The organism is Rhizobium sp. CIAT894 (genome assembly GCF_000172795.2).
Taxonomy (GTDB): Bacteria; Pseudomonadota; Alphaproteobacteria; order Rhizobiales; family Rhizobiaceae; genus Rhizobium.
Genome location: NZ_CP020947.1, coordinates 2,149,389 through 2,171,446, shown reverse-complemented (window position 1 = coordinate 2,171,446; position 22,058 = coordinate 2,149,389). Strand labels below are relative to the sequence as shown.

General features: G+C 60.2%; 22 protein-coding genes. 11 read left to right on the top strand and 11 right to left on the bottom strand.

From position 1 onward, the window contains the following. Nucleotides 1–91 precede the first annotated feature (91 nt). Nucleotides 92–1,177 (top strand): acyltransferase, encoded by a 1,086-nt coding sequence (locus RHEC894_RS10785; protein ID WP_085737259.1) that lies wholly within the window; start codon nucleotides 92–94, stop codon nucleotides 1,175–1,177. A 106-nt stretch (nucleotides 1,178–1,283) separates the two neighbouring features. Here RHEC894_RS10785 and tgt read toward each other — a convergent pair whose 3' ends face one another. The 5 genes from tgt to coaD form a co-directional block, all read right to left on the bottom strand. Then, nucleotides 1,284–2,414 carry a tRNA guanosine(34) transglycosylase Tgt gene (tgt, locus tag RHEC894_RS10780; protein WP_085737258.1) on the bottom strand — a complete coding sequence of 377 codons (1,131 nt, stop codon included), beginning with the start codon at nucleotides 2,412–2,414 and terminating at the stop codon, nucleotides 1,284–1,286. Further along, nucleotides 2,411–3,496, bottom strand: coding sequence for a tRNA preQ1(34) S-adenosylmethionine ribosyltransferase-isomerase QueA (gene queA / locus RHEC894_RS10775; protein WP_085737257.1), 1,086 nt, complete (start codon nucleotides 3,494–3,496; stop codon nucleotides 2,411–2,413). Before queA ends, tgt begins: the two co-directional genes overlap by 4 nt. Nucleotides 3,497–3,565: 69 nt before the next feature. Next, complete coding sequence (locus RHEC894_RS10770) at nucleotides 3,566–4,075, bottom strand: peptidylprolyl isomerase (protein ID WP_085737256.1); 510 nt, start codon at nucleotides 4,073–4,075, stop codon at nucleotides 3,566–3,568. 28 nt (nucleotides 4,076–4,103) lie between these two features. Then, entirely contained in the window at nucleotides 4,104–4,676 is a 573-nt protein-coding gene (locus RHEC894_RS10765; RefSeq protein WP_085737255.1) for a peptidylprolyl isomerase, read from the bottom strand. Between the two features lie 73 nt (nucleotides 4,677–4,749). Beyond that, on the bottom strand, nucleotides 4,750–5,244 hold the full coding sequence (gene coaD, locus RHEC894_RS10760; protein WP_085737254.1) for a pantetheine-phosphate adenylyltransferase: 495 nt from the start codon (nucleotides 5,242–5,244) through the stop codon (nucleotides 4,750–4,752). Between the two features lie 90 nt (nucleotides 5,245–5,334). On the opposite strand from coaD, the gene RHEC894_RS10755 reads away from it, so the two are divergent. From RHEC894_RS10755 to RHEC894_RS33770, 3 genes are all read left to right on the top strand, one after another. Further along, entirely contained in the window at nucleotides 5,335–5,625 is a 291-nt protein-coding gene (locus RHEC894_RS10755; RefSeq protein WP_085737253.1) for a hypothetical protein, read from the top strand. A gap of 131 nt (nucleotides 5,626–5,756) precedes the next feature. Then, nucleotides 5,757–5,912 (top strand): hypothetical protein, encoded by a 156-nt coding sequence (locus RHEC894_RS32975; protein ID WP_003539654.1) that lies wholly within the window; start codon nucleotides 5,757–5,759, stop codon nucleotides 5,910–5,912. 36 nt (nucleotides 5,913–5,948) lie between these two features. After that, a complete protein-coding gene (locus RHEC894_RS33770; RefSeq protein WP_259671381.1) occupies nucleotides 5,949–6,083 on the top strand; it encodes a hypothetical protein in 135 nt (44 codons plus the stop codon). Nucleotides 6,084–6,264: 181 nt separating this feature from the next. Here the strand turns inward: RHEC894_RS33770 and gyrA are convergent, their stop codons facing one another. Next, nucleotides 6,265–9,087 (bottom strand): DNA gyrase subunit A, encoded by a 2,823-nt coding sequence (gyrA, locus tag RHEC894_RS10750; RefSeq protein WP_085737252.1) that lies wholly within the window; start codon nucleotides 9,085–9,087, stop codon nucleotides 6,265–6,267. 236 nt (nucleotides 9,088–9,323) lie between these two features. Here gyrA and RHEC894_RS10745 point away from each other — a divergent pair, with 236 nt between their 5' ends. Continuing rightward, on the top strand, nucleotides 9,324–9,971 hold the full coding sequence (locus RHEC894_RS10745) for a MarC family protein (RefSeq protein ID WP_085737251.1): 648 nt from the start codon (nucleotides 9,324–9,326) through the stop codon (nucleotides 9,969–9,971). 172 nt (nucleotides 9,972–10,143) lie between these two features. Here the strand turns inward: RHEC894_RS10745 and RHEC894_RS10740 are convergent, their stop codons facing one another. The 4 genes from RHEC894_RS10740 to RHEC894_RS10725 form a co-directional block, all read right to left on the bottom strand. Then, entirely contained in the window at nucleotides 10,144–10,539 is a 396-nt protein-coding gene (locus RHEC894_RS10740) for a hypothetical protein (protein ID WP_085737250.1), read from the bottom strand. A 345-nt stretch (nucleotides 10,540–10,884) separates the two neighbouring features. Beyond that, nucleotides 10,885–12,156, bottom strand: a complete 1,272-nt coding sequence (locus RHEC894_RS10735; protein ID WP_085737249.1) for an abortive infection family protein — start codon at nucleotides 12,154–12,156, stop codon at nucleotides 10,885–10,887. Between the two features lie 34 nt (nucleotides 12,157–12,190). Then, nucleotides 12,191–12,466, bottom strand: coding sequence for a hypothetical protein (locus tag RHEC894_RS10730; RefSeq protein ID WP_085737248.1), 276 nt, complete (start codon nucleotides 12,464–12,466; stop codon nucleotides 12,191–12,193). 161 nt (nucleotides 12,467–12,627) lie between these two features. Then, a complete protein-coding gene (locus RHEC894_RS10725; RefSeq protein ID WP_004671899.1) occupies nucleotides 12,628–13,143 on the bottom strand; it encodes a single-stranded DNA-binding protein in 516 nt (171 codons plus the stop codon). Between the two features lie 282 nt (nucleotides 13,144–13,425). Between RHEC894_RS10725 and uvrA the strand changes: the two genes are divergently transcribed. From uvrA to RHEC894_RS10710, 3 genes are read left to right on the top strand one after another with little or no spacing between them, the layout of a single operon-like run. Then, nucleotides 13,426–16,347 (top strand): excinuclease ABC subunit UvrA, encoded by a 2,922-nt coding sequence (gene uvrA, locus RHEC894_RS10720; protein ID WP_085737247.1) that lies wholly within the window; start codon nucleotides 13,426–13,428, stop codon nucleotides 16,345–16,347. Then, complete coding sequence (locus RHEC894_RS10715; protein ID WP_085737246.1) at nucleotides 16,344–16,805, top strand: GNAT family N-acetyltransferase; 462 nt, start codon at nucleotides 16,344–16,346, stop codon at nucleotides 16,803–16,805. Before uvrA ends, RHEC894_RS10715 begins: the two co-directional genes overlap by 4 nt. A gap of 24 nt (nucleotides 16,806–16,829) precedes the next feature. Then, nucleotides 16,830–17,636: a DUF72 domain-containing protein gene (locus RHEC894_RS10710; RefSeq protein ID WP_085737245.1), complete on the top strand. Its 807-nt coding sequence runs from the start codon at nucleotides 16,830–16,832 to the stop codon at nucleotides 17,634–17,636. Nucleotides 17,637–17,705: 69 nt separating this feature from the next. On the opposite strand, the gene RHEC894_RS10705 is transcribed toward RHEC894_RS10710, so the two are convergent. After that, a complete protein-coding gene (locus RHEC894_RS10705) occupies nucleotides 17,706–19,178 on the bottom strand; it encodes an NAD(P)H-hydrate dehydratase (RefSeq protein WP_085737244.1) in 1,473 nt (490 codons plus the stop codon). 344 nt (nucleotides 19,179–19,522) lie between these two features. On the opposite strand from RHEC894_RS10705, the gene RHEC894_RS10700 reads away from it, so the two are divergent. The 3 genes from RHEC894_RS10700 (at nucleotide 19,523) to hspQ (ending at nucleotide 21,837) form a co-directional block, all read left to right on the top strand. Then, nucleotides 19,523–19,861: a P-II family nitrogen regulator gene (locus tag RHEC894_RS10700; RefSeq protein WP_003539626.1), complete on the top strand. Its 339-nt coding sequence runs from the start codon at nucleotides 19,523–19,525 to the stop codon at nucleotides 19,859–19,861. 79 nt (nucleotides 19,862–19,940) lie between these two features. Next, nucleotides 19,941–21,350, top strand: coding sequence for a type I glutamate--ammonia ligase (gene glnA, locus RHEC894_RS10695; RefSeq protein WP_028756888.1), 1,410 nt, complete (start codon nucleotides 19,941–19,943; stop codon nucleotides 21,348–21,350). A gap of 157 nt (nucleotides 21,351–21,507) precedes the next feature. After that, nucleotides 21,508–21,837 (top strand): heat shock protein HspQ, encoded by a 330-nt coding sequence (gene hspQ, locus RHEC894_RS10690; RefSeq protein ID WP_003539613.1) that lies wholly within the window; start codon nucleotides 21,508–21,510, stop codon nucleotides 21,835–21,837. Nucleotides 21,838–22,058 lie beyond the last annotated feature (221 nt).

Sequence of the window (22,058 nt, the reverse complement as noted above, 5' to 3'; positions counted from 1 at the left end):
CGGCCAGACACCAACAGAGTGCGCGGTGTCGTTGTGCTAATGATTTCTAAATCCTCCTGCAGTAACAAAATACCAATGGAGGGTTGTTACGGTGAACACTGGCAAGCAATTTTTCACAGCTCTTGAGGGCTTGCGAGGCATTGCGGCTATCATGGTCATGTTCCTTCATACCGGCGGCACGCTCGGTCCGATGCCGGCGAATATCAGTTACCTGGCCGTTGACCTCTTCTTTCTGCTGAGCGGCGTCGTTCTTGCACATTCATACGAAAAGCCACTGATAACGGGACAGATTTCGCCTGCCGGATTTCTGTTGCAGCGTATCATTCGGCTTTATCCTCTTTATCTTCTTTCGCTTCCGATCGGCGTTTTCAGCTTTGCACTTCAAAACGGCTTGGACTACTCCACGCTGGCAGGGCTTCTGCTAAAGGCGATCCTGTTCATTCCAAGCACAAATTTGGAAAGTCTCTTTCCTCTCAACGGACCGACCTGGTCGCTCTTCTTCGAGCTTTGGGCGGGGATGCTGTTCTCGGTGCTTCTGATACGACTATCACTCAGAAGTTTGCTCGCCATCGCCTTGGGGACTGCGGGCATGACCATGTATGGGGCATTGGCCGGAGGCAACCTCGACATCGGTCACCAGCCGAGCTACTTCATCTTTGGCTTTTCAAGAGTGCTGTTTTCATTCTCGCTCGGGATCTGCCTTTACAGGCTATATGACATCCAGAGGCCGACGACAGCCGATAACGGGAATAGGATCGGCCTTCTCCTGTGTGGATGCCTGATCTCCATCACAGGCATTTCGGCCCGCGCGTTCTTCGGTTTCCCGTATTTTGATTTCTTTATATGCCTCGTGGTTTTTCCGGCCATCGTCTGGATTGGGATGCACACAAGGCAGACCGGGCTGGTCGAGCTGCTGTTCCGTTGGCTCGGGAGACTTTCCTATCCGATTTATATTCTCCATGCGCCGATCTTCAGTGTGCTGCAGACACTGCGGCAAATGGGCTTTGATCTTCCGGCCTCCCCGGCAGCCGGCATGGCCGTCGTGATAGCGATTTTCATTGCGGCTGGCATCGTCACCATTCGCTTCGACGAGCCTGTGCGCAAAAAGCTCCAAAAGATGGTTGCGCCAAGTCGGATATCTGTGGTCCCATCCGTCGGCAACGCCGGAACGAATTAGAGCATGTCGCGCAAAAGTGTGCGGCGGTTTTGCGACAACGACATGCGGAACACAAAGACCTGAAGCGCGAAGAGCGAATCTGAAAGATCGCGACGCGCTTTAGCCTTTACACCGGCTGGAGATCGCCCCTCGCCCATTCCTCCTGCGTTTCCGCCATGAAATCGGCGAAGCGGCCTTCGGCGATCGCCTTACGGATGCCCTGCATCAGTTCCTGGTAATAGGCGAGATTATTCCAGGAGAGCAGCATGCCGCCGAGCGCCTCGTTGGAGCGGACGAGATGGTGCAGATAGGCGCGTGAATAATCGCGCGAGGCCGGGCAGTTCGACTGTTCGTCGAGCGGGCGCATATCCTCGGCATGGCGGGCATTGCGGATATTGACCTTGCCGCGGCGGGTAAAGGCGAGACCGTGGCGGCCGGAACGGGTCGGCATGACGCAGTCGAACATATCGATGCCGCGGGCGACCGATTTCAGGATATCATCCGGCGTGCCGACGCCCATGAGGTAACGCGGCTTTTGTCCGGGCAGCACCGGCAGCGTCGTGTCCAGCATCTGCAGCATGACATCCTGCGGCTCGCCGACGGCAAGGCCGCCGATGGCATAACCCTTGAGGTCGAGCTCGCTCAGCGCCTGCGCCGAACGAACGCGCAGCGCCGGAATATCGCCGCCCTGGACGATGCCGAACATCGCCTTTCCCGGCTGCTCGCCGAAGGCGACCCGGCAGCGCTCGGCCCAGCGCAGCGACATTTCCATAGCGCGCTCGATCTCCCGCGGCTCGGCCGGCAGCGCCACGCATTCATCGAGCTGCATCTGGATGTCGGAACCGAGCAGGCCCTGGATTTCGATGGAGCGCTCCGGCGACATGTGGTGCAGGCTGCCGTCGACATGCGACTTGAAGGTGACGCCCTGCTCGTCGAGCTTGCGCAGGCCGGACAGCGACATGACCTGGAAACCGCCGGAATCCGTCAGGATCGGATGCTCCCAGCGGATCAGCTTGTGCAGGCCGCCGAGGCGGGCGACGCGCTCGGCCGTCGGGCGCAGCATCAGGTGATAGGTATTGCCGAGGATGATGTCGGCACCGGTTTCGCGCACCTGGTCGAGATACATGGCCTTCACAGTGCCGACAGTGCCGACCGGCATGAAGGCAGGCGTGCGGATTTCGCCGCGCGGCATGGAGATTTTGCCGAGGCGGGCGCCGGCGTCGGTCTTTTCAAGCGTGAATTGGAAGTTCTCTGTCATTTGTCTTTCCGGAAAAGAAGGCTCGCGTCGCCGTAGGAATAGAAGCGGTAGCCTGTCGAAATGGCGTGTTTATAGGCGGCATGCATGGCCTCGAAGCCCGAAAAGGCCGAGACCAGCATGAACAGCGTCGAGCGCGGCAGATGGAAATTGGTCATCAGAATGTCCACGACCTTGAAGCGGTAGCCGGGCGTGATGAAGATGCCGGTGGCGCCGGCCCAGGGCTTGATCTCGCCACTTTCCGCGGTTGCACTTTCGATCAGACGCAGCGACGTGGTGCCGACGCAGACGATGCGGCCGCCCCTTGCCTTGACGGCATTCAGCCGGGCGGCGATTTCGGCGCTGACATAGCCGCTTTCCAGATGCATCTTGTGATCGTCGGTATCGTCGGCCTTAACAGGCAGGAAGGTGCCGGCACCGACATGCAGCGTGACGAAATGGCGTTCGATGCCGGCCTTGTCGAGTGCCTCGAACAGCGCAGGGGTGAAATGCAGGCCGGCGGTGGGCGCGGCGACGGCGCCCTCCTCCCGGGCATAGATCGTCTGGTAATCCGCGCGGTCGCGCTCGTCTTCCGGGCGCTTGGCAGCAATATAGGGCGGCAGCGGAATATGGCCGACGGCGGCGATCGCCTCGTCGAGCGCCGGGCCTGAAAGATCGAAGAGCAGCGTCACCTCGCCGGCCTCACCCTTTTCCTCGACGGTGGCATCGAGCGCGCCGAGATAGCAGCTTTCGCCGGAATGGCCGAAGGAAATGCGGTCGCCCTGTTTGATGCGTTTGCCGGGCTTGGCAAAGGCCTTCCAGCGGCTGGGGCCGATGCGCATGTGCAGCGTCGCCGATACCTGCTGGCCGCCGGCGCCGTCGCGGTGGCGGATGCCCTCGAGCTGGGCTGGAATGACCTTGGTATCGTTGAAAACAAGCGCATCGCCCGCCCGCAGGAAGGAGGCGAGATCGCCGACACGATGATCGGAGAGCAGGTTCGCCGCATTGGGATCGACAACGAGCAGGCGCGCACTGTCGCGCGGCTCGGCGGGCCGCAAGGCGATGCGTTCATCGGGCAGATCGAAATCGAAAAGGTCTACGCGCATTGGGGTACTTTCAAAGCGAAACCCGCCCTCGCGCAGTGACGCAAGGGCGGGTTTCAGCAGAAATCACAATCAGACGTCGGCGGCAACCCGCATCGAGACGATCGAGTCCGGATCGGAAACCGGCTCGCCGCGCTTGATCTTGTCGACGTTCTCCATGCCTTCGATGACCTGGCCCCAGACGGAATACTGCTTGTTCAGCCAGGGCGCGTCGGTAAAGCAGATGAAGAACTGCGAATTGGCGGAGTTCGGGTTCTGCGAACGGGCCATCGAGCAGGTGCCGCGCGTATGCGTCGTCGCGGAGAATTCAGCCTTCAGATCCGGCTTGGAGGAGCCGCCCATGCCGGCCCGACCGGGATTGAAGGTTTCCGAACCCTTCTTGCCATATTCGACATCGCCCGTCTGGGCCATGAAATCCTGGATGACGCGGTGGAAGACGACGCCGTCATAGGCCTTCTCGCGAGCGAGTTCCTTGATACGAGCGACATGCTCGGGGGCGACCTGCGGCAGAAGTTGAATGACAACCTTGCCCTTGGTGGTTTCCAGAATGATGGTGTTTTCGGGATCCTTGATCTCGGCCATTGTCTTCTCCTCTTGTTTGTCTCGTAACTTACTTCTTGCCCAGGGTGACCTTGATCATCCGGTCGGGACTTTTGACTTCGCCGTTCTGGCCTTCGCCGCGCTTGATCTTGTCGACATTCTCCATGCCGGACACGACCTTGCCGACGACGGTGTACTGACCGTTCAGGAAGGAGCCGTCGGCGAACATGATGAAGAACTGCGAGTTGGCGGAATTCGGATCCTGCGAACGGGCCATGCCGACCGTGCCGCGCACGAACGGGGTCTTGGAGAATTCAGCCGGAAGGTCCGGAAGGTCGGAGCCGCCGGTGCCGGCCAGGCTCGCATCAAAGTTCTTTTCCATGTTGCCGTATTTAACGTCGCCGGTCTGGGCCATGAAACCCTCGATGACGCGATGGAAGGCGACGTTGTCGTATTCGCCCTTCTTGGCCAGCGCCTCGATCTGGGCGACATGCTTCGGCGCCACATCAGGCATGAGCTGGATGACGACGGGGCCGTTCTTCAGCTGTATGGTGAGGTAATGATCGGCAGACTGGGCGAAGGCATCGCCTGCGAAGGAGGCGAGATACAACACGCCGGCAAATGCGAGATAAAAGAGTTTCATATGGGCTCCATTGCGGCGGGTTCCGCCTGGTCTTTGCGCTTGCCGGTCTCGTGCCTGCAAGTCTTTGTAGTTGTTAATTTTGGCGCTTGGATGTGAGGGCTTGTAGGACAGCGGACGGCACGAAGGCGCTGACATCGCCACCCATGGCGGCGATCTGGCGGACCAATGTGGCGGTAATGGGCCGGGAGGCCGTGCCCGCCGGCAAAAAGATGGTCTGGATATCAGGCGCCATCGTCCTGTTCATGCCGGCCATCTGCATTTCATAATCAAGATCGGTGCCGTCGCGAAGACCGCGGATCAAAAGCGTGGCGCCATGGGTGCGGGCGGCATCGACGACCAGATTGTCGAAGGCGACGACCGTGATATCGCCGGCCTTGCCGGGCAGCGCTTCAGCCAGAGAACGACGGATCAGCTCGGCTCTCTCCTCGAAGGAAAACAGCGGCGCCTTGCCTGGATGGATGCCGATCGCGACGATCACCTTTTCGGCGACGTTCAGCGCCTGGACCAGAACATCCACATGCCCATTGGTGATCGGGTCGAAAGACCCCGGATAAAAAGCTGTCGTCATCTGGCCCGACCGTTGGTTTGACGCCTTTTGTCATGGATGCCGCTTTGCCGCAAGTGATTTGGCCGATCGTCCCGGACGGTTGAACGGCGGATGAATGACCCGTTCAAGGCGGTTTCAGACAGGATCTGCTTAACTCAAACCATCAACGCAGCCGATGCCATTCCGGCATCCGGCGCTCCCCGAAAGACCAGATTCATGCTGATCGTGCTCGTTGCACTTGCCGTCGTCTCCTCCCTCGTTGCCGAGTTGGCTTATGGCTATTTCGCCGATCGCTACGAGGTGAGCTGGGTGCGGCCGGAACTTGCCGAACATGCGGCGATCGTGCGCGCCCAAGGTCGCCTGCGTGGGGAAAACCGGGCTTCGAATCTGAACGCCAGATGAACGAGACATTCAAGGAGGCTTCAGATCGGCATTGGTAAACACCCCCTCAATATCCGATGGAACCATTCTAAGACGAATGCGTTCATTCAACCGACATATAGATGCGATTATCGCGGCAGGAAGGACTAAAGATGCCCGGCAAGATTACGATGATTAACGTGCTCTGGATGGTAATGGTCACGGGCATGCTGACCGCAACTGTCGCTCTCTATGATCAGAAGGTTGATACGTCCAAGGTTTATGGTCCCTATGCTTCGGCCCGGACGGCCGTACTGGGCCAGTACTGAGGGGCGAGAACGCAACTCCCCAGGAAAGGAATGCCCATGTTCACGATCTTGACAGTGCTCACGGCCCTTATCAGCGTCATGTTCATCGTGTCCGTAACCTCGACGATCTCGGCGCTCCGGCGCGAAGGCGAAGAGGTAAAGGCGCTGAACGAAAAACATAGAGCGTTCTGACTTTCCTCTTTCCAACCGCTTCCCCACCTTGAGCGGCACCCTTCCGCTGCCCAAAGCCTTTCAAAGCCGGATGCACCCAGCGTCCGGCTTTTTCTTTGGCGTGGCCTGAACCATCCCCGGCTTGAAAGCAAAGGGCGAGCTGAAAAGAAAAGGGCGGCCCGAAGCCGCCCCGTTGACCTGATCATTCCTCGGCAGGTCCGGCCGGATCACCCTCGGCAATCGGCGCTTCGCCGGCAGCACCATCCTCGGCAGCAGCGGCGCCTTCGGCAACCTCGACAGCCTCCTCCGCCTCGTCGTCCTCCGGTTCACTGATCCGCTCGACCGAGACGACCTTTTCGTCCTTGTGCGTCGAGAAGATGGTGACACCCTTGGTGGCGCGGCTGGCAATGCGGATACCGCCGACCGGTACGCGGATCAGCTGGCCGCCATCGGAAACCAGCATGATCTGGTCGCCGTCGTCGACGGGGAAGGCCGCAACCAGTTCGCCGATCTCGCCGGTCTTCGACGTGTCGGTGGCGCGGATGCCCTTGCCGCCGCGGCCGGAGATGCGGAAGTCGTAGGAAGACGAACGCTTGCCGAAGCCCTTTTCCGAGACGGTGAGCACGAATTGTTCGCGGTTTCTCAACACCTCATAGCGCTCGTCGGAGAGCTGTCCCTCTTCGGTGACTTCTTCACCGACCAGCGCGATGTCCTCTTCATCAACGCCCGTTGCACGCCGTTCGGCGGCGGAGCGCTTCAGATAGGCGGCGCGCTCCCACGGCTCGGCATCGACATGGCCGACGATCGTCATCGAGATGATGCGGTCGCCTTCGCCGAGATTGATGCCGCGCACACCGATCGAGTTGCGGCCGGCAAAGACGCGAACGTCGTCGACGGAGAAGCGAATGCACTGGCCGAGCGCCGTGGTGAGCAGCACATCGTCATTTTCCGTGCAGGTCTCGACGGAGAGGATTTCGTCGCCCTCCTCTTCAAGCTTCATGGCGATCTTGCCATTGCGGTTGACCTGGACGAAGTCCGACAGCTTGTTGCGGCGAACCGTGCCGCGCGTCGTCGAGAACATGACGTCGAGATTGTCCCAGCTCGCCTCGTCCTCGGGCAAGGGCAGGATGGTGGTGATGCGTTCGCCGGGTTCGAGCGGCAGCATGTTGATCAGCGCCTTGCCGCGCGAGGTCGGCGTGCCGATCGGCAGGCGCCAGACCTTCTCCTTGTAGACGATGCCGCGCGAGGAGAAGAACAGAACAGGCGTATGGGTATTGACCACGAATAGCCGGCTAACGAAATCTTCGTCGCGGGTGGTCATGCCGGAGCGGCCCTTGCCGCCGCGGCGCTGGGCGCGATAGGTGGTCAACGGCACGCGCTTGATATAACCGAGATGCGAGACGGTGACGACCATGTCCTCGCGGGCGATCAGATCCTCGTCGTCCATTTCGAGGCCGCCATCGACGATCTCGGTGCGGCGCGGCGTGCCGAATTCATCGCGAACAGCAATAAGCTCATCCTTGACAATCGTCTGGATGCGGACGCGCGAGGAGAGAATATCGAGGTAATCCTTGATCTCTTCGCCGATTTTGTTGAGTTCGTCGCCGATTTCGTCGCGGCCAAGCGCCGTCAGGCGGGCGAGACGCAGTTCGAGGATGGCGCGCGCCTGCTCCTCGGAGAGATTGTAGGTCAGATCCTCGTTGATGCGATGGCGCGGATCGTCGATCAGACGGATCAGGCTCTCGACATCTTCGGCCGGCCAGCGGCGGGTCATCAGTTCCTCGCGGGCCGACTGCGGATCGGGCGCCTGGCGGATGACGCGGATGACTTCATCGATATTGGCGACGGCAATCGCAAGACCGACCAACACATGGGCGCGGTCACGCGCCTTGCGCAGCAGGAATTTCGTTCTCCGGCTAACGACTTCCTCGCGGAAGGAGACGAAAGCGCGCAGCATGTCGAGCAGCGCCAACTGCTCGGGCTTGCCGCCGTTCAGCGCCACCATGTTGCAGCCGAAGGAGGTCTGCAGCGGCGTATAGCGATAGAGCTGGTTGAGGATGACCTCGGCATTGGCGTCGCGCTTCAGCTCGACGACGACGCGGTAGCCCTGACGGTCGGATTCGTCGCGCAGGTCGGAGATGCCTTCGATGCGCTTGTCGCGCACCAGCTCGGCCATCTTCTCGATCATCGTCGCCTTGTTCACCTGGTAGGGAATCTCGGTGATGATGATCTGCTCGCGGTCGCCGCGCATCGGCTCGATGGCGGCAACGCCGCGCATGATGACCGAGCCGCGGCCGGTCTCGTAGGCCGAGCGGATGCCGGCACGGCCGAGGATCTTCGCACCCGTCGGGAAATCGGGTCCCGGAATGATCTGCATCAGTTCCGGCAGCTCGATGGCCGGATCGTTGATCAGCGCGATGCAGCCGTCGATGACTTCGGAAAGATTGTGCGGCGGGATGTTCGTCGCCATGCCGACGGCGATGCCGCCGGCGCCATTGACGAGCAGGTTCGGGAACTTGGCGGGCACCACGACCGGCTCGGAGAGCGTGCCGTCATAGTTGTCGCGGAAATCGACGGTTTCCTTGTCGAGATCGTCGAGCAGCGAATGGGCAGCCTTTTCCAGGCGGCATTCGGTGTAACGCTCGGCCGCCGGCGGATCGCCGTCGACCGAGCCGAAATTGCCCTGACCGTCGATCAGCGGCAGACGCAGCGACCAGGGCTGGGCCATGCGTGCCAGCGCATCATAGATCGCGGTGTTGCCGTGCGGGTGGTATTTACCCATCACGTCACCGGTGACGCGGGCGCATTTGACGTATTTCTTGTTCCAGTCGATGCCGAGCTCGGACATGCCGTAGAGGATGCGCCGGTGCACGGGCTTCAGGCCGTCGCGCACGTCGGGCAGCGCGCGGCTGACGATGACGCTCATGGCGTAATCGAGATACGACCGCTGCATTTCCTCCATGATGGAGATGGGCTCGATGCCTGGCGGGAGCTTCCCGCCGCCGGGGGGTGTTTGCTCAGTCAAAACAGATCACGATCTCTTCTAGAATCACTTGAAGATTTATAGCGGAAAGCCCGTTCCCGCGCCAATTTCACGGGGCGTTTTGAACAGGCTTTTGCGGCTTAAAGACGGTAAAACATGCAAGATGCGCGGCCTGAGCGGACAAATCCGTCGCGGGTGGCCGCGGGATATTTGCCAAATCGGAATCCCCGCTTCACAATCATAAAAACCATGGCACCATATGGGCTTCCGGAGAGACGATGGCAAGCGCCGACCAATTGATCAATGCCTTCACGACGCTGCTCGTCACCATCGATCCGCCGGGGCTCGCCCCGATCTTCCTGGGGCTGACGGCGGGCATGAGCCGGACCGAGCGCACGCAGGTGGCGCTGCGCGGCTCGACCATCGCCTTCATCATCCTCGCCGTCTTCGCCCTGTTCGGCGCCAGCGTGCTCGGCGTGCTCGGCATCTCGATCGGCGCCTTCCGCATCGCCGGCGGGCTGCTGCTCTTCTGGATCGCCTTCGAAATGGTGTTCGAGCGGCGGCAGGAGCGCAAGGAGAAAGCCAGCGAGGCCGCCGTCACCAAGGATCACATCGAAAATATCGCCGTCTTCCCCCTCGCCTTGCCGCTGATCGCAGGCCCCGGCGCGATCTCGGCGACAATCCTGCTTGCCGGCACGCTGGCGACCTCCGTCGGAAAAGCCCAACTCATCGCCGTGATTGCCGCCAATCTGTTGCTGACGCTGCTGATGCTGCTGATCGCCGACAGGCTCGACCGCTTCCTCGGCGTCACCGGCCGGGCGATCCTGACACGGCTCCTCGGCGTCATCCTTGCCGCGCTGGCGGTGCAATTCGTCGTCGACGGCGCGAAAGCCGCACTCAACCTGATCAGTGCGACGCCGCATTAATGCATGTCGCTCGGGAGTGCGTAGCGCGCTGGCTCACGCCCTACCTAACCAATCAAGTGCTCCGGAGCGTCCCATGCATAATAGATGTCGGGAGCCGTTCGGATCACGTCTTCGATCTCGGTGAGGATATCCATAGGATCCATGTCCAATGTTCTTCCTTGGGTGAGAACATCTACAATCTGGGAACCGACGTGATCAGTCCCCGAATGACGACGTCATTATCTGCTTTGATCTTGCAGACGACCTCGAAACGTTCACCGGGCTGGTTTCTATCCTTGATAAATGCCGCAGCTTGGGCTTTTTCCGCCCCTTCAGGCGGTGCGCAGAAGGACCAAGCGTCTTTGAGATAGAACGGAACGTCTTGCGGATGCCCGAAATAGCGACGAGTTTCCTTCTCGTTGGGGACACCTACCAATACGCCGCGCAGGCCATTCTGGTATGAAAGCGAGAACGCTCCTTCGGGCATCTCCGGTCGCGTCCAGAAGCCCGCTTGATAGTAATCGTAAGCGCCGTAGCCCGCGAACGCTAAAACGACTGCGCCACTAATTCGTTTAATCCAAATCCTCATTTATTGCCCCCAGCCCTTCTTCAGCGGTTTATCACGCCGCTATAATCAAACTACACGTCATCATCAGCTTGTTGTGTTCGGTTATAGCGCATCGGCGAAAGTCCTCAGGGCCTCCTCGCCGTTCGATTTGCGCACTACACCTCATCGTCTGTAACGGTGACCTGGACCATTGAAGACCTTCGACGCCTTACGATAGTAAGCCACCCAGGGCGTCCATATGTATTAACGGACTCTGAAATCGGTGATGGAATACATCTACATCCACCTGTTGTCTGCGTAACAGTTCCAATCGAAAGTCTCGAGTTTTGCCAGCTGTCCTTATCACACGCCGAATCTCGCCGCGGCTCAAACGTCGCGGCTCGTCTCTTGTTTCTCTATTTCGGTCCGCCTGTGGTAAGTTTCGGTGACAAAATCGATAAACGCTGCCGCCGCGCCCACAGCCAGACGCGCATGTCGTGGCTCAAGGCCCCTATGCTTTCCGTCCCGGCCATGTCCTGATCCATAGAGACCACGAAGCTCAGCCAGATTCTGAGTCATCGAAGACAGGTTTTGCAGGATCAATCTTATTGAGTTCGCGCCCTTGGCTTCGTCGGATATCCCTTCCGGTACAAGCTTCAGCTCCTTGGCGAGCGCCTTCGTCAACTTGGGGAGATCATCACCACGCGAGATTTCAACACCACGCTTGCCGAGGATAGTCTTGCAGCAGGTCTCGACCAGTTCCTTTGCAGTTCCGATCGCGAGGGCAGGGTCACGCTCGACTGCGTTCTCCAGCCTCTCAATCTCCTTCTGCATCCAACCGGCGTCAAGCGCATCGGCGGCTGACCGAGCACGGGTGACCGACCTGTGATTGGAGTTGCGAATACGGCGACCGATGAACCTCGGGCGACCCGCGATCTTCTCGTCCTCGACCAAATGCCATCCTTCCAGCCGAAGCTGATCGTTGAACTGCTGCACGATCTTCAAGCTTTCATTGCGGTCTGGGCGAACGACAGGATGCACGATCTCAGATAGGAACCGGAGAAACTGGTCCGCAGGGCATTGCAGTAAGTTGAACCTCTGATCGGCATAGATCCAGTCGTCGTCCCAGTCCTGCGGATTGTTGACGCGATGTTGCCAGATATCTCCCGACGCGTCGCTGTAGCGGCTGTCGGTGGATGGCAAAGTTTTCAGGTCGAAGAGCCTTTCAAGAAACTCCACCTCCTCCAGTCGGCCGCTCCAAACCACATTGTCGATCCTAAGTCCGTCGAAGATATTCTGCCGGATTACCCGCGATATCCCACCTTCGATTTCCGGCCAATCGGCCCGGGGCTTTACTAGCGGCACGATCTTTATGCTGACCCAGCCATCTGAGAATTGCTCCAAAACAGACTTCAGACGATTATTGATCTGCTCCTCGAGCGCTTCGCGGCTGGCACCTAGCTGCGCATAAGATACAGGCTCAACTCGAAGGTAGATCGTCCATATGCTCGTTCCGCCGTTCCAGTTGTCGTAGCCCGTTTCCTCGACCTTTGGGGTGGACAAACGCAGCACACTGGCAGCCTCGGTCATTCCCTCCGCAATCAGGAGCTCGGCGACGGTGGAGAGGTATTCTTCGTAACCCTCGGCGATGTAACTCATAACAATAGAACCAAGTTGCTGTCTTCCATGCAATCTATTGGTGACTGACATCGAGACTACCTCTGCAACGCAGACACGTAATACACTTCACATCATCGTGGGAAGGGTTGAGAAGTTTGACGAACGCCTTTTCTGCATCCTTGGTAACCGCCTTTAGACCAATGAGAGCATTGAGGTCGAAATCGTCCAAGTCTTCCGAGGCGTGCCGCTCCTCAACTTCGTCCGTCATCGCCACCGCGGAATCGGTGCTTAAATTCATCAGCGCGACGTCCTGGGCACCCGCCAATCTGAACTGTTTTCTCAAAGACATGGCAAATCATTCAGAATTCCCCAGGAGCATTTTGCAATGCTGTCCCATCCATGGCTTCAGTTGCGGTGGGAAATGCCTTCGTCACGACCAAAGAAAAAGAGCATGACACCGTCCAGGGCATCATGCTCTCAATTCTTATTCAAACCAGGATCGGCAGCCGATCAGAACGGGATGTCGTCGTCGAGATCGCGCGAGAAGTTGCCGCCGCCACCGCCGCGGCTCGGCGATGAGGAGGGAGCCGGGGCGCCGTAATCGTCGCCGTAGTCATTGTTGCTGCTGCCGCCACGGCCGCCGCCGAAGCCGGAGCTTGCGCCGCCGCCATCGCCGCGGCCGTCGAGCATCGTCAGCGTCGAGCTGAAGCCCTGCAGCACCACTTCTGTCGAGTAGCGGTCCTGGCCCTGCTGGTCCTGCCACTTGCGGGTCTGCAACTGGCCTTCGATATAGAGCTTGGCGCCCTTCTTCACATATTGCTCGACGACCTTGCAGAGGCCTTCGTTGAAGACGACGACGGTGTGCCATTCGGTCTTTTCACGGCGCTCGCCGGAATTTCGGTCGCGCCAGGTCTCCGAGGTCGCGATGCGAAGATTGGCGATCGGCCGGCCATCCTGAGTACGGCGGATTTCGGGGTCTGCACCCACGTTTCCAACCAGAATTACCTTATTCACGCTACCAGCCATGCTTCTCACCCTGCCTGCCGCCCTGCCCGGCGGCGTTAATCGATCAGCGCACCTTAAACCATCGCGGACCGTCGATGCGCGTAAACGGTCGTTCATCCACATGTTTATCCATCAGAAGGCCGCATGCATTCATCAGGAATTTTGTTCTTTCTTTGTTCTAGTTTATCCGTATGATCCTGTCAACAGAATCGAAAACCTTGACTGTAGCGGACATTCAGCCTCGACTCGCCCGTCGGCATCACTAAATAAGGGCTGTTATCCCAAAGGACCAAAGCTGAGACGATGAGCGAACTGAAGACGATCTCCATCCGCGGCGCGCGCGAGCACAATCTCAAGGGCATCGATCTCGACCTGCCGCGCAACAAGCTGATCGTGATGACCGGTCTTTCGGGTTCCGGCAAATCCTCGCTTGCCTTCGACACGATCTATGCCGAGGGCCAGCGCCGTTATGTCGAGAGCCTGTCGGCCTATGCCCGCCAGTTCCTCGAAATGATGCAGAAGCCCGATGTCGACCAGATCGACGGACTGTCGCCTGCCATTTCGATAGAACAGAAGACCACCTCGCGCAATCCGCGCTCGACGGTTGGCACCGTCACCGAGATCTACGACTACATGCGCCTGCTCTTTGCCCGCGTCGGCGTTCCCTATTCGCCGGCGACCGGCCTGCCGATCGAGAGCCAGACGGTGAGCCAGATGGTCGACCGCGTCCTCGATTTCGGCGAAGGCACCCGTCTTTATATTCTCGCGCCGCTCGTGCGCGGCCGCAAGGGCGAATACAAGAAAGAACTCGCCGAACTGATGAAGAAGGGCTTCCAGCGCGTCAAGGTCGACGGCCAGTTCTACGAGATCGCCGAGGCGCCTGTTCTCGACAAGAAATACAAGCATGACATCGACGTGGTGGTCGACCGTATCGTCGTGCGCTCGGATGTGTCGGCCCGTCTGGCGGACAGCCTGGAAACCTGCCTGAAGCTCGCCGACGGGCTGGCGATTGCCGAATTCGCCGACAAGCCGCTACCGCCGGAAGAGACCTCGGCCGGCGGCTCGGCCAACAAGTCGCTGAACGAGACGCATGAGCGCGTGCTGTTTTCGGAAAAATTCGCTTGCCCGGTTTCCGGCTTCACCATTCCCGAGATCGAGCCCAGGCTGTTTTCCTTCAACAATCCCTTCGGCGCCTGCCCGACCTGCGACGGCCTCGGGGCCCAGCAGAAGATCGATCCGGACCTGATCGTGCCCGAGCCCGAGCGGACGCTGCGCGACGGGGCGATCGCGCCCTGGGCCAAGTCGACCTCGCCCTACTACAACCAGACGCTGGAAGCACTCGGCAAACATTACGGCTTCAAGCTCGGCACCCGCTGGAACGATCTCTCCGACGAGGCCAAGGACGTCATTCTCAATGGCACCGACGACAAGATCGAATTCCATTACGCCGATGGCGCCCGCTCCTATACGACCCACAAGAATTTCGAAGGCATCATCACCAATCTCGAGCGCCGCTGGAAGGAGACGGATTCCGCCTGGGCGCGCGAGGATATCGAGCGCTTCATGTCGGCCGCTCCCTGCCCTTCCTGCAATGGCTTCCGCCTGAAGCCGGAGGCCCTGGCAGTGAAGATCGGCACGCTGCATATCGGCGAAGTCACAGGCATGTCGATCCGCGTCGCCCGCGACTGGTTCGAGACGCTGCCGGCAAGCTTCAACGCCAAGCAGAACGAGATTGCGGTACGCATCCTCAAGGAAATCCGCGACCGGCTGCGCTTCCTCAACGATGTCGGCCTGGAATATCTCAGCCTGTCGCGCAACTCGGGCACGCTGTCGGGCGGCGAGAGCCAGCGCATCCGGCTCGCCTCGCAGATCGGCTCGGGACTGACCGGCGTGCTCTACGTGCTCGACGAACCGTCGATCGGCCTGCATCAGCGCGACAATGCCCGGCTGCTCGATACGCTGAAACACCTGCGCGACATCGGCAACACGGTTATCGTCGTCGAACACGACGAGGATGCGATCATGACGGCCGACGACGTGGTCGATATCGGCCCCGCCGCCGGCATTCACGGCGGAGAGGTTATCGCCCACGGCACGCCGCAGGACATCATGGACAATCCGAAGTCGCTGACCGGCAAATATCTCTCGGGCGAACTCGGCGTTCCCGTTCCCAACGAGCGCCGCAAGCCGAAGAAGGGCCGCGAGATCAAGGTGGTCGGGGCGCGCGGCAACAATCTGAAGAATGTCACGGCGTCGATCCCGCTCGGCGTGTTCACGGCGGTGACCGGCGTTTCCGGCGGCGGCAAATCCACCTTCCTGATCGAGACGCTGTATAAATCGGCAGCGCGCCGCGTCATGGGCGCGCGTGAAAATCCGGCCGATCACGACCGCATCGACGGCTTCGAACATATCGACAAGGTGATCGATATCGATCAATCGCCGATCGGCCGCACGCCGCGTTCGAACCCGGCGACCTATACCGGCGCCTTCACGCCGATCCGCGACTGGTTCGCCGGCCTGCCGGAGGCAAAGGCCCGCGGCTACCAGCCCGGCCGCTTCTCGTTCAACGTCAAGGGCGGACGCTGCGAAGCCTGCCAGGGTGACGGCGTCATCAAGATCGAGATGCACTTCCTGCCCGATGTCTACGTCACCTGCGACGTCTGCCACGGCAAGCGCTACAACAGAGAGACGCTCGACGTCACCTTCAAGCAGAAGTCGATCGCCGACGTGCTCGACATGACGGTGGAGGAAGGCGTCGATTTCTTCGCGGCGGTGCCTGCCGTGCGAGACAAGCTGCAATCGCTGAAGGATGTCGGCCTCGGTTATATCAAGGTCGGCCAGCAGGCCAATACGCTCTCGGGCGGCGAGGCGCAGCGCGTCAAGCTCGCCAAGGAGCTGTCGAAACGCTCGACCGGCCGCACGCTCTATATTCTCGACGAGCCGACGACCGGCCTGCATTTCCACGACGTCGCCAAACTGCTGGAAATGCTGCACGAGCTGGTCAACCAGGGCAATTCGGTGGTGGTGATCGAGCACAATCTCGAAGTCATCAAGACGGCCGACTGGGTGCTCGATTTCGGTCCCGAGGGCGGCGATGGCGGCGGTGAGATCGTGGCGGTCGGCACGCCCGAAGCGATCGTCAAGGAGAAGCGCTCCTATACCGGACATTTCCTCAAGGAACTGCTGGAGCGGCGGCCGGCGAAGAAGGCGGTTGCGGCGGAATGACGATGAGGCTGGCGTCGCCCGATGATCTGCAAACGATCGCGGCGCTGACGGCAGCCGCCTATCGGCCCTATACCGAGCTCTTCGGCGCTCCACCGGTCCCGGTGACGGAAGATTATGCGCCGCGGATCGACCGCGGCGAGGTCTGGCTGCGCGAGATCGGTGGCGAAGCGGCGAGCCTCGTGGTCATCGAGCGGCATTCCGATCACCTCATGCTGTTCAGCATCGCGGTCTCACCGGCCTTTCAGGGCGCCGGACATGGGCTTGCGATGCTGCGCTGGCTGGAGGGCAAGGCGCAGGAATGGGCCGTGTCGGAGATCCGGCTCTACACCAATGCGCGGATGGGGCGGAATATCGCGCTTTATCGCGCCTTCGGATTTCAGGAAACGGGTCGCCGGCCGAGCCCTTATCGGCCAGGGTGGACGCTCGTCGACATGATGAAAGAGATCGATGCAGCCTGAACGGCTGTCAAAAGGGAGGACGACATGACGAAATCCGGCACTATCCGCACCGGCATCGGCGGCTGGACCTTCGAGCCCTGGCGCGGGCATTTCTTTCCCGATGACCTGAAACAGAAGGACGAGCTGAATTATGCCAGCCGCCAGTTGAAGGTCATCGAGGTCAACGGCACCTATTACAGCACGCAAAAGCCTGCGGTCTTCGCCAAGTGGGCGGCTGACGTGCCCGATGGTTTCATCTTCTCGCTGAAGGCGACGCGGTTCGTCACCAATCGGCGGGTGCTGGCCGAAGCCGGTGAATCGATGGAGCGGTTCCTGTCATCTGGAATCAGCGAACTCGGCGATCATCTCGGGCCGCTGCTCTGGCAGTTCGCGCCGACGAAGAAGTTCGATCCGGACGATTTCGAGGCCTTCCTGAAGCTGCTGCCGGCAAAACAGGACGGGCTGGCGCTTCGCCACGTGGTCGAGGTCCGGCACGATTCCTTCAAGGTGCCGGAATTTGTGGCGCTGCTTGCGAAGTACGGGGTGGCGCCGGTCTGCGCCGAGCATTTCGAATATCCGATGATCGCCGACGTCACCGCCGATTTCGTCTATGCCAGGCTGCAGAAGGGCTCGGACGATATTGCGACCTGCTATCCGGACAAGGAACTGAAGGCCTGGGCGAACCGGCTGGAGGTCTGGGCCGAGGGCAAGATCCCCGACGACCTGCCGCTGATCGATCCGGATCGCAAGGTCAAGGCCGAGCCGCGCGACGTCTTCGCTTTCATGATCCATGAGGGCAAGGTGAACGCGCCGCATGGAGCGATCGCCCTGCAGCAGGTGCTGGCGAAATAGGCCAAGGGCTCACGCATCGGGCGGCGCGAAGCTGAAGCATCGCAACCCGAAGCTGAAGCATCGGGTGGGTTAAAGAGGCCGGACGTGGGTTGCGAGGTCTTCCGCCGTCAGGCCCTTTCCGGCGCGATGGCCGGCCTCCGCGTGCAGCCAGACGCCGGCGGCGGCGGCTTCGAAGGCCGGCAGGCCCTGGGCGAGCAATGCGCCGATGATACCGGCGAGCACATCACCGGAACCGGCGGTGGCAAGCCAGACGGGAGCATTGGTATTGATCAGCGCCCGCCCGTCCGGCGCAGCAATGACAGTATCGGCGCCCTTATAGACGATCGCGGCATTGGCGCGGCGGGCCGCAGCCACTGCTTTATCCACCTTCCCCAGTGCATCGTCGCTACCGATATCGGGAAAGAGCCGCGAGAACTCACCTTCGTGTGGCGTCAGCACCAGGCGTGGCTTGCCCCGGAAGAGATCGAAAAGCTGCTGCGGATCGTCCTTGAACGAGGAGATGCCGTCGGCATCGAGCACGAGATGGCGATCGGCAAGGGCGGTGACGAAGCCGCGTGCCCTGGCGCCGATGCCGAAACCGGGACCCAGCACGAATGTCTGCAGCCGCTTGTCGGCGAGCCAGTTTTCGAGGTCGGCCTCGTCGTCGATCGCACGCAGCATGACGGCTGTGAGATGCGCGGCATTGGCGGCCATCGCCGCATGAGGGGCAGCGATCGTCACCAGGCCGGCGCCGGCCTTCAGGCCCGATATCGCCGACATGCGCGCAGCCCCCGTCTTGTCGGCCTCGCCTGAGAAGACCACCAGATGGCCGCGCTGGTATTTGTGGGTTTCCATCTGCTCGGCCGGCAGCACGCTCTTCCAGGCGTCCGGCCTGTTCTCGGCGATAACGCCGCCTGCTGTGGCCCTGACGATGCGGGCGGGGATACCGATGTCGAAGACCTCCAGTTCACCGCAAAGCTCTCTGCCCGGCATCAGCAGATGGCCGGGCTTTCGCGTCATGAAGGTGATGGTGTTCTGCGCCCGGAAGGCCGCACCCAGCACCTTGCCGGTACGGCCATCGAGGCCGGAGGGCAGATCGATGGCAATGACCGGGACACCGGCCTCGGCGACGCGCCCGATCAGCGCGCCGACATCGGCCGGCACCTCGCGGCCGAGCCCGGCGCCGAACAGGCCATCGATGACGACGTCACCGGTTTCGGGCTGGTAAAGGCGAAGCTCCTGTCCCTGGCGCGCGCAGCCGGAGCGGGCGCGGGCGGGATCGCCCTTCAGCCTTGAGGGATCACCGAGATGGAAGAGCGCCACCGTCGCCCCGCACTCCTGCAGATGTCTTGCCGCGACATAGGCGTCGCCGCCATTGTTGCCCGGACCACAAAGCAGGACGAAACGCAGCGCATCCGGATGAAGCCGCAGCGCGGCCGCCGCAACCGCAGCCCCTGCCCTTTCCATCAGGCCGAAGGAATCGATACCGGATGCGGCAGCGGCCGCATCGACGGCGGCCATTTCGGCGGGCGTCAGAAGAAGGTCGGACAGATGTTGGCTCATCGGCCCATTCAATTCAATAAACGCCTAAAAAACAACCGCCTGAGAGGATAAAGAAGAGCGCTTTATTTGTGCATTTGCCCATATTTTAATCTCGCATCGTTATGCTTTCACAGTTGCTGATATTCGAGATTTTTTCGGTTTTGGATGTGATTCTGGCCCTGAGGCAATGTTTTTCCACTTCTCCGTCACCAAAACGACATGAAATCTCCCGCAAACGCGCCGGTTTTGACGGAATTGACGTCTTTTTTCGATAAGATGGATTTCAAACTGGCACGATATCTGCATCATATCCGGCGAGCGGGAACATTCCTGCCATAACGGGAGAAGCGGAGAGATATTTTCTCATGAAAAAGATCGAAGCGATCATTAAGCCTTTCAAGCTGGACGAAGTGAAGGAAGCTCTTCAGGAAGTCGGCCTGCAAGGTATTACGGTCACGGAAGCCAAGGGCTTCGGCCGTCAGAAGGGCCACACGGAACTCTACCGCGGCGCCGAATACGTCGTCGATTTCCTGCCGAAGGTAAAGGTCGAGGTGGTGCTGGCCGACGAGAACGCCGAGGCCGTCATCGATGCGATCCGCAAGGCGGCGCAGACCGGCCGCATCGGCGACGGAAAAATCTTCGTCTCCAATGTCGAAGAGGTAATCCGCATCCGTACCGGCGAGACCGGCATCGACGCCATCTGACCCACTTTGCCAACCGCGCAAAGTTCGATACGGTCAGCGCGGCCACCTATTGTCATTGCAAATCGGAGGAAGGTATTTAATGGCGACCGCAAGCGAAATTCTGAAGCAGATCAAAGAGAACGACGTGAAGTTCGTCGATCTGCGGTTCACCGACCCGAAGGGCAAGCTGCAGCATGTGACGATGGACGTCGTCTGCGTCGACGAAGACATGTTCGCTGACGGCGTGATGTTCGACGGCTCCTCGATCGGCGGCTGGAAGGCCATCAACGAGTCCGACATGGTGCTGATGCCCGATACCGAGACGGTGCATATGGACCCGTTCTTCGCTCAGTCGACCATGGTCATCATGTGCGATATCCTCGATCCGGTTTCCGGCGAGGCCTATAACCGCGATCCGCGCGGCACCGCCAAGAAGGCCGAAGCCTATCTCAAGGCATCCGGCATCGGCGACACGATCTTCGTCGGCCCCGAAGCCGAATTCTTCGTCTTCGACGACGTCAAGTACAAGGCCGACCCCTACAATACGGGCTTCAAGCTCGACTCGACGGAACTGCCGTCGAACGACGACACCGATTACGAAACCGGCAACCTCGGCCATCGCCCGCGCGTCAAGGGCGGCTATTTCCCGGTTCCCCCGGTCGACAGTGCCCAGGACATGCGCTCGGAAATGCTGACGGTGCTCTCCGAAATGGGCGTCGTCGTCGAAAAGCATCACCATGAAGTCGCCGCCGCCCAGCACGAACTCGGCATCAAGTTCGACACGCTGGTGCGCAACGCCGACAAGATGCAGATCTACAAATACGTCGTGCACCAGGTGGCAAACGCCTACGGCAAGACGGCGACCTTCATGCCGAAGCCGATCTTCGGCGACAACGGCTCGGGCATGCACGTGCATCAGTCGATCTGGAAGGGCGGCAAGCCGACCTTCGCCGGCGACGAATATGCAGGCCTTTCCGAAAGCTGCCTGTTCTACATCGGTGGCATCATCAAGCATGCCAAGGCGATCAACGCGTTCACCAATCCGTCGACGAACTCCTACAAGCGTCTCGTCCCGGGTTATGAAGCGCCGGTGCTGCTCGCCTATTCGGCCCGCAACCGCTCGGCATCCTGCCGCATTCCGTTCGGCTCCAACCCGAAGGCCAAGCGCGTCGAAGTCCGCTTCCCGGATCCGACCGCCAACCCCTATCTCGCTTTCGCCGCCATGCTGATGGCCGGCCTCGACGGCATCAAGAACAAGATCCATCCGGGCAAGGCGATGGACAAGGATCTCTACGATCTGCCGCCGAAGGAACTGAAGAAGATCCCGACCGTCTGCGGCAGCCTGCGCGAAGCGCTCGAAAGCCTCGACAAGGACCGCAAGTTCCTGACCGCCGGCGGCGTGTTCGACGACGACCAGATCGATGCCTTCATCGAGCTGAAAATGGCAGAGGTGATGCGTTTCGAAATGACGCCGCATCCAGTCGAATACGACATGTACTATTCGGCCTGATTGGCCTGAACACGGAAAGTCCCGGTCTCCGGGGCTTTCCCCTCCCAGGGTCATGGACGCCAGCAGGAGGATATGACGTTCATGTGACGCGCTTGCGCAAAAATCTTGATTTGCGCGGCACCAATCACCAAATTTGGTGATGAAAGGAAGTCGTACCATGAAAGAAAGAGTAGCAAAGTTCAGTATCGGCGAAGTGGTCCGGCACAAGGTTTTCCCGTTTCGCGGCGTCATCTTCGACGTTGATCCGGAGTTCGCGAATACGGAGGAATGGTGGAATTCCATTCCGGCCGAGGTGCGCCCGAGCAGAGATCAGCCCTTCTATCACCTGCTCGCCGAAAATGACGAAAGCGAATATGTCGCTTATGTCTCCGAGCAGAACCTGATGAACGATGAAAGCGGCACGCCGCTTCGCAACCCGCAGATCTACCAGATTTTCGATCAGGCCCCGTCCGGGCAGTTCAAACCCAAGATGAGCTTCGCCCACTAGATCGGTTGATCCACAGCATGAACAAGGCCTCGCCTCTCCCAGCGAGGCCTTTTCTGTTGGTAACAAATGCGGCTTGCGCGGCCGCTGATAATACGGCCATTTCTCTATTTCCTTCCACGGGGAAGCCCCTCATCCGGCTGCCGCCACCGACCGGGGCCGAGCCACGGGTTTCGACCCGTCCTTCGGACCCCCGCTCGCGGGGCGAAGGGACCAAGCCGCAA

What these genes read in the sequence shown, in the direction of transcription:
- tgt (WP_085737258.1), bottom strand. Translation starts at nt 2,414, where the DNA reads ATGACAGAGAACTTCCAATTCACGCTTGAAAAGACCGACGCCGGCGCC.
- queA (WP_085737257.1), bottom strand. Translation starts at nt 3,496, where the DNA reads ATGCGCGTAGACCTTTTCGATTTCGATCTGCCCGATGAACGCATCGCC.
- RHEC894_RS10770 (WP_085737256.1), bottom strand. Translation starts at nt 4,075, where the DNA reads ATGGCCGAGATCAAGGATCCCGAAAACACCATCATTCTGGAAACCACC.
- RHEC894_RS10765 (WP_085737255.1), bottom strand. Translation starts at nt 4,676, where the DNA reads ATGAAACTCTTTTATCTCGCATTTGCCGGCGTGTTGTATCTCGCCTCC.
- coaD (WP_085737254.1), bottom strand. Translation starts at nt 5,244, where the DNA reads ATGACGACAGCTTTTTATCCGGGGTCTTTCGACCCGATCACCAATGGG.
- RHEC894_RS10755 (WP_085737253.1), top strand. Translation starts at nt 5,335, where the DNA reads ATGAATGACCCGTTCAAGGCGGTTTCAGACAGGATCTGCTTAACTCAA.
- RHEC894_RS32975 (WP_003539654.1), top strand. Translation starts at nt 5,757, where the DNA reads ATGCCCGGCAAGATTACGATGATTAACGTGCTCTGGATGGTAATGGTC.
- RHEC894_RS33770 (WP_259671381.1), top strand. Translation starts at nt 5,949, where the DNA reads ATGTTCACGATCTTGACAGTGCTCACGGCCCTTATCAGCGTCATGTTC.
- RHEC894_RS10745 (WP_085737251.1), top strand. Translation starts at nt 9,324, where the DNA reads ATGGCAAGCGCCGACCAATTGATCAATGCCTTCACGACGCTGCTCGTC.
- RHEC894_RS10740 (WP_085737250.1), bottom strand. Translation starts at nt 10,539, where the DNA reads ATGAGGATTTGGATTAAACGAATTAGTGGCGCAGTCGTTTTAGCGTTC.
- RHEC894_RS10735 (WP_085737249.1), bottom strand. Translation starts at nt 12,156, where the DNA reads ATGAGTTACATCGCCGAGGGTTACGAAGAATACCTCTCCACCGTCGCC.
- RHEC894_RS10730 (WP_085737248.1), bottom strand. Translation starts at nt 12,466, where the DNA reads ATGTCTTTGAGAAAACAGTTCAGATTGGCGGGTGCCCAGGACGTCGCG.
- RHEC894_RS10725 (WP_004671899.1), bottom strand. Translation starts at nt 13,143, where the DNA reads ATGGCTGGTAGCGTGAATAAGGTAATTCTGGTTGGAAACGTGGGTGCA.
- uvrA (WP_085737247.1), top strand. Translation starts at nt 13,426, where the DNA reads ATGAGCGAACTGAAGACGATCTCCATCCGCGGCGCGCGCGAGCACAAT.
- RHEC894_RS10715 (WP_085737246.1), top strand. Translation starts at nt 16,344, where the DNA reads ATGACGATGAGGCTGGCGTCGCCCGATGATCTGCAAACGATCGCGGCG.
- RHEC894_RS10710 (WP_085737245.1), top strand. Translation starts at nt 16,830, where the DNA reads ATGACGAAATCCGGCACTATCCGCACCGGCATCGGCGGCTGGACCTTC.
- RHEC894_RS10705 (WP_085737244.1), bottom strand. Translation starts at nt 19,178, where the DNA reads ATGAGCCAACATCTGTCCGACCTTCTTCTGACGCCCGCCGAAATGGCC.
- RHEC894_RS10700 (WP_003539626.1), top strand. Translation starts at nt 19,523, where the DNA reads ATGAAAAAGATCGAAGCGATCATTAAGCCTTTCAAGCTGGACGAAGTG.
- glnA (WP_028756888.1), top strand. Translation starts at nt 19,941, where the DNA reads ATGGCGACCGCAAGCGAAATTCTGAAGCAGATCAAAGAGAACGACGTG.
- hspQ (WP_003539613.1), top strand. Translation starts at nt 21,508, where the DNA reads ATGAAAGAAAGAGTAGCAAAGTTCAGTATCGGCGAAGTGGTCCGGCAC.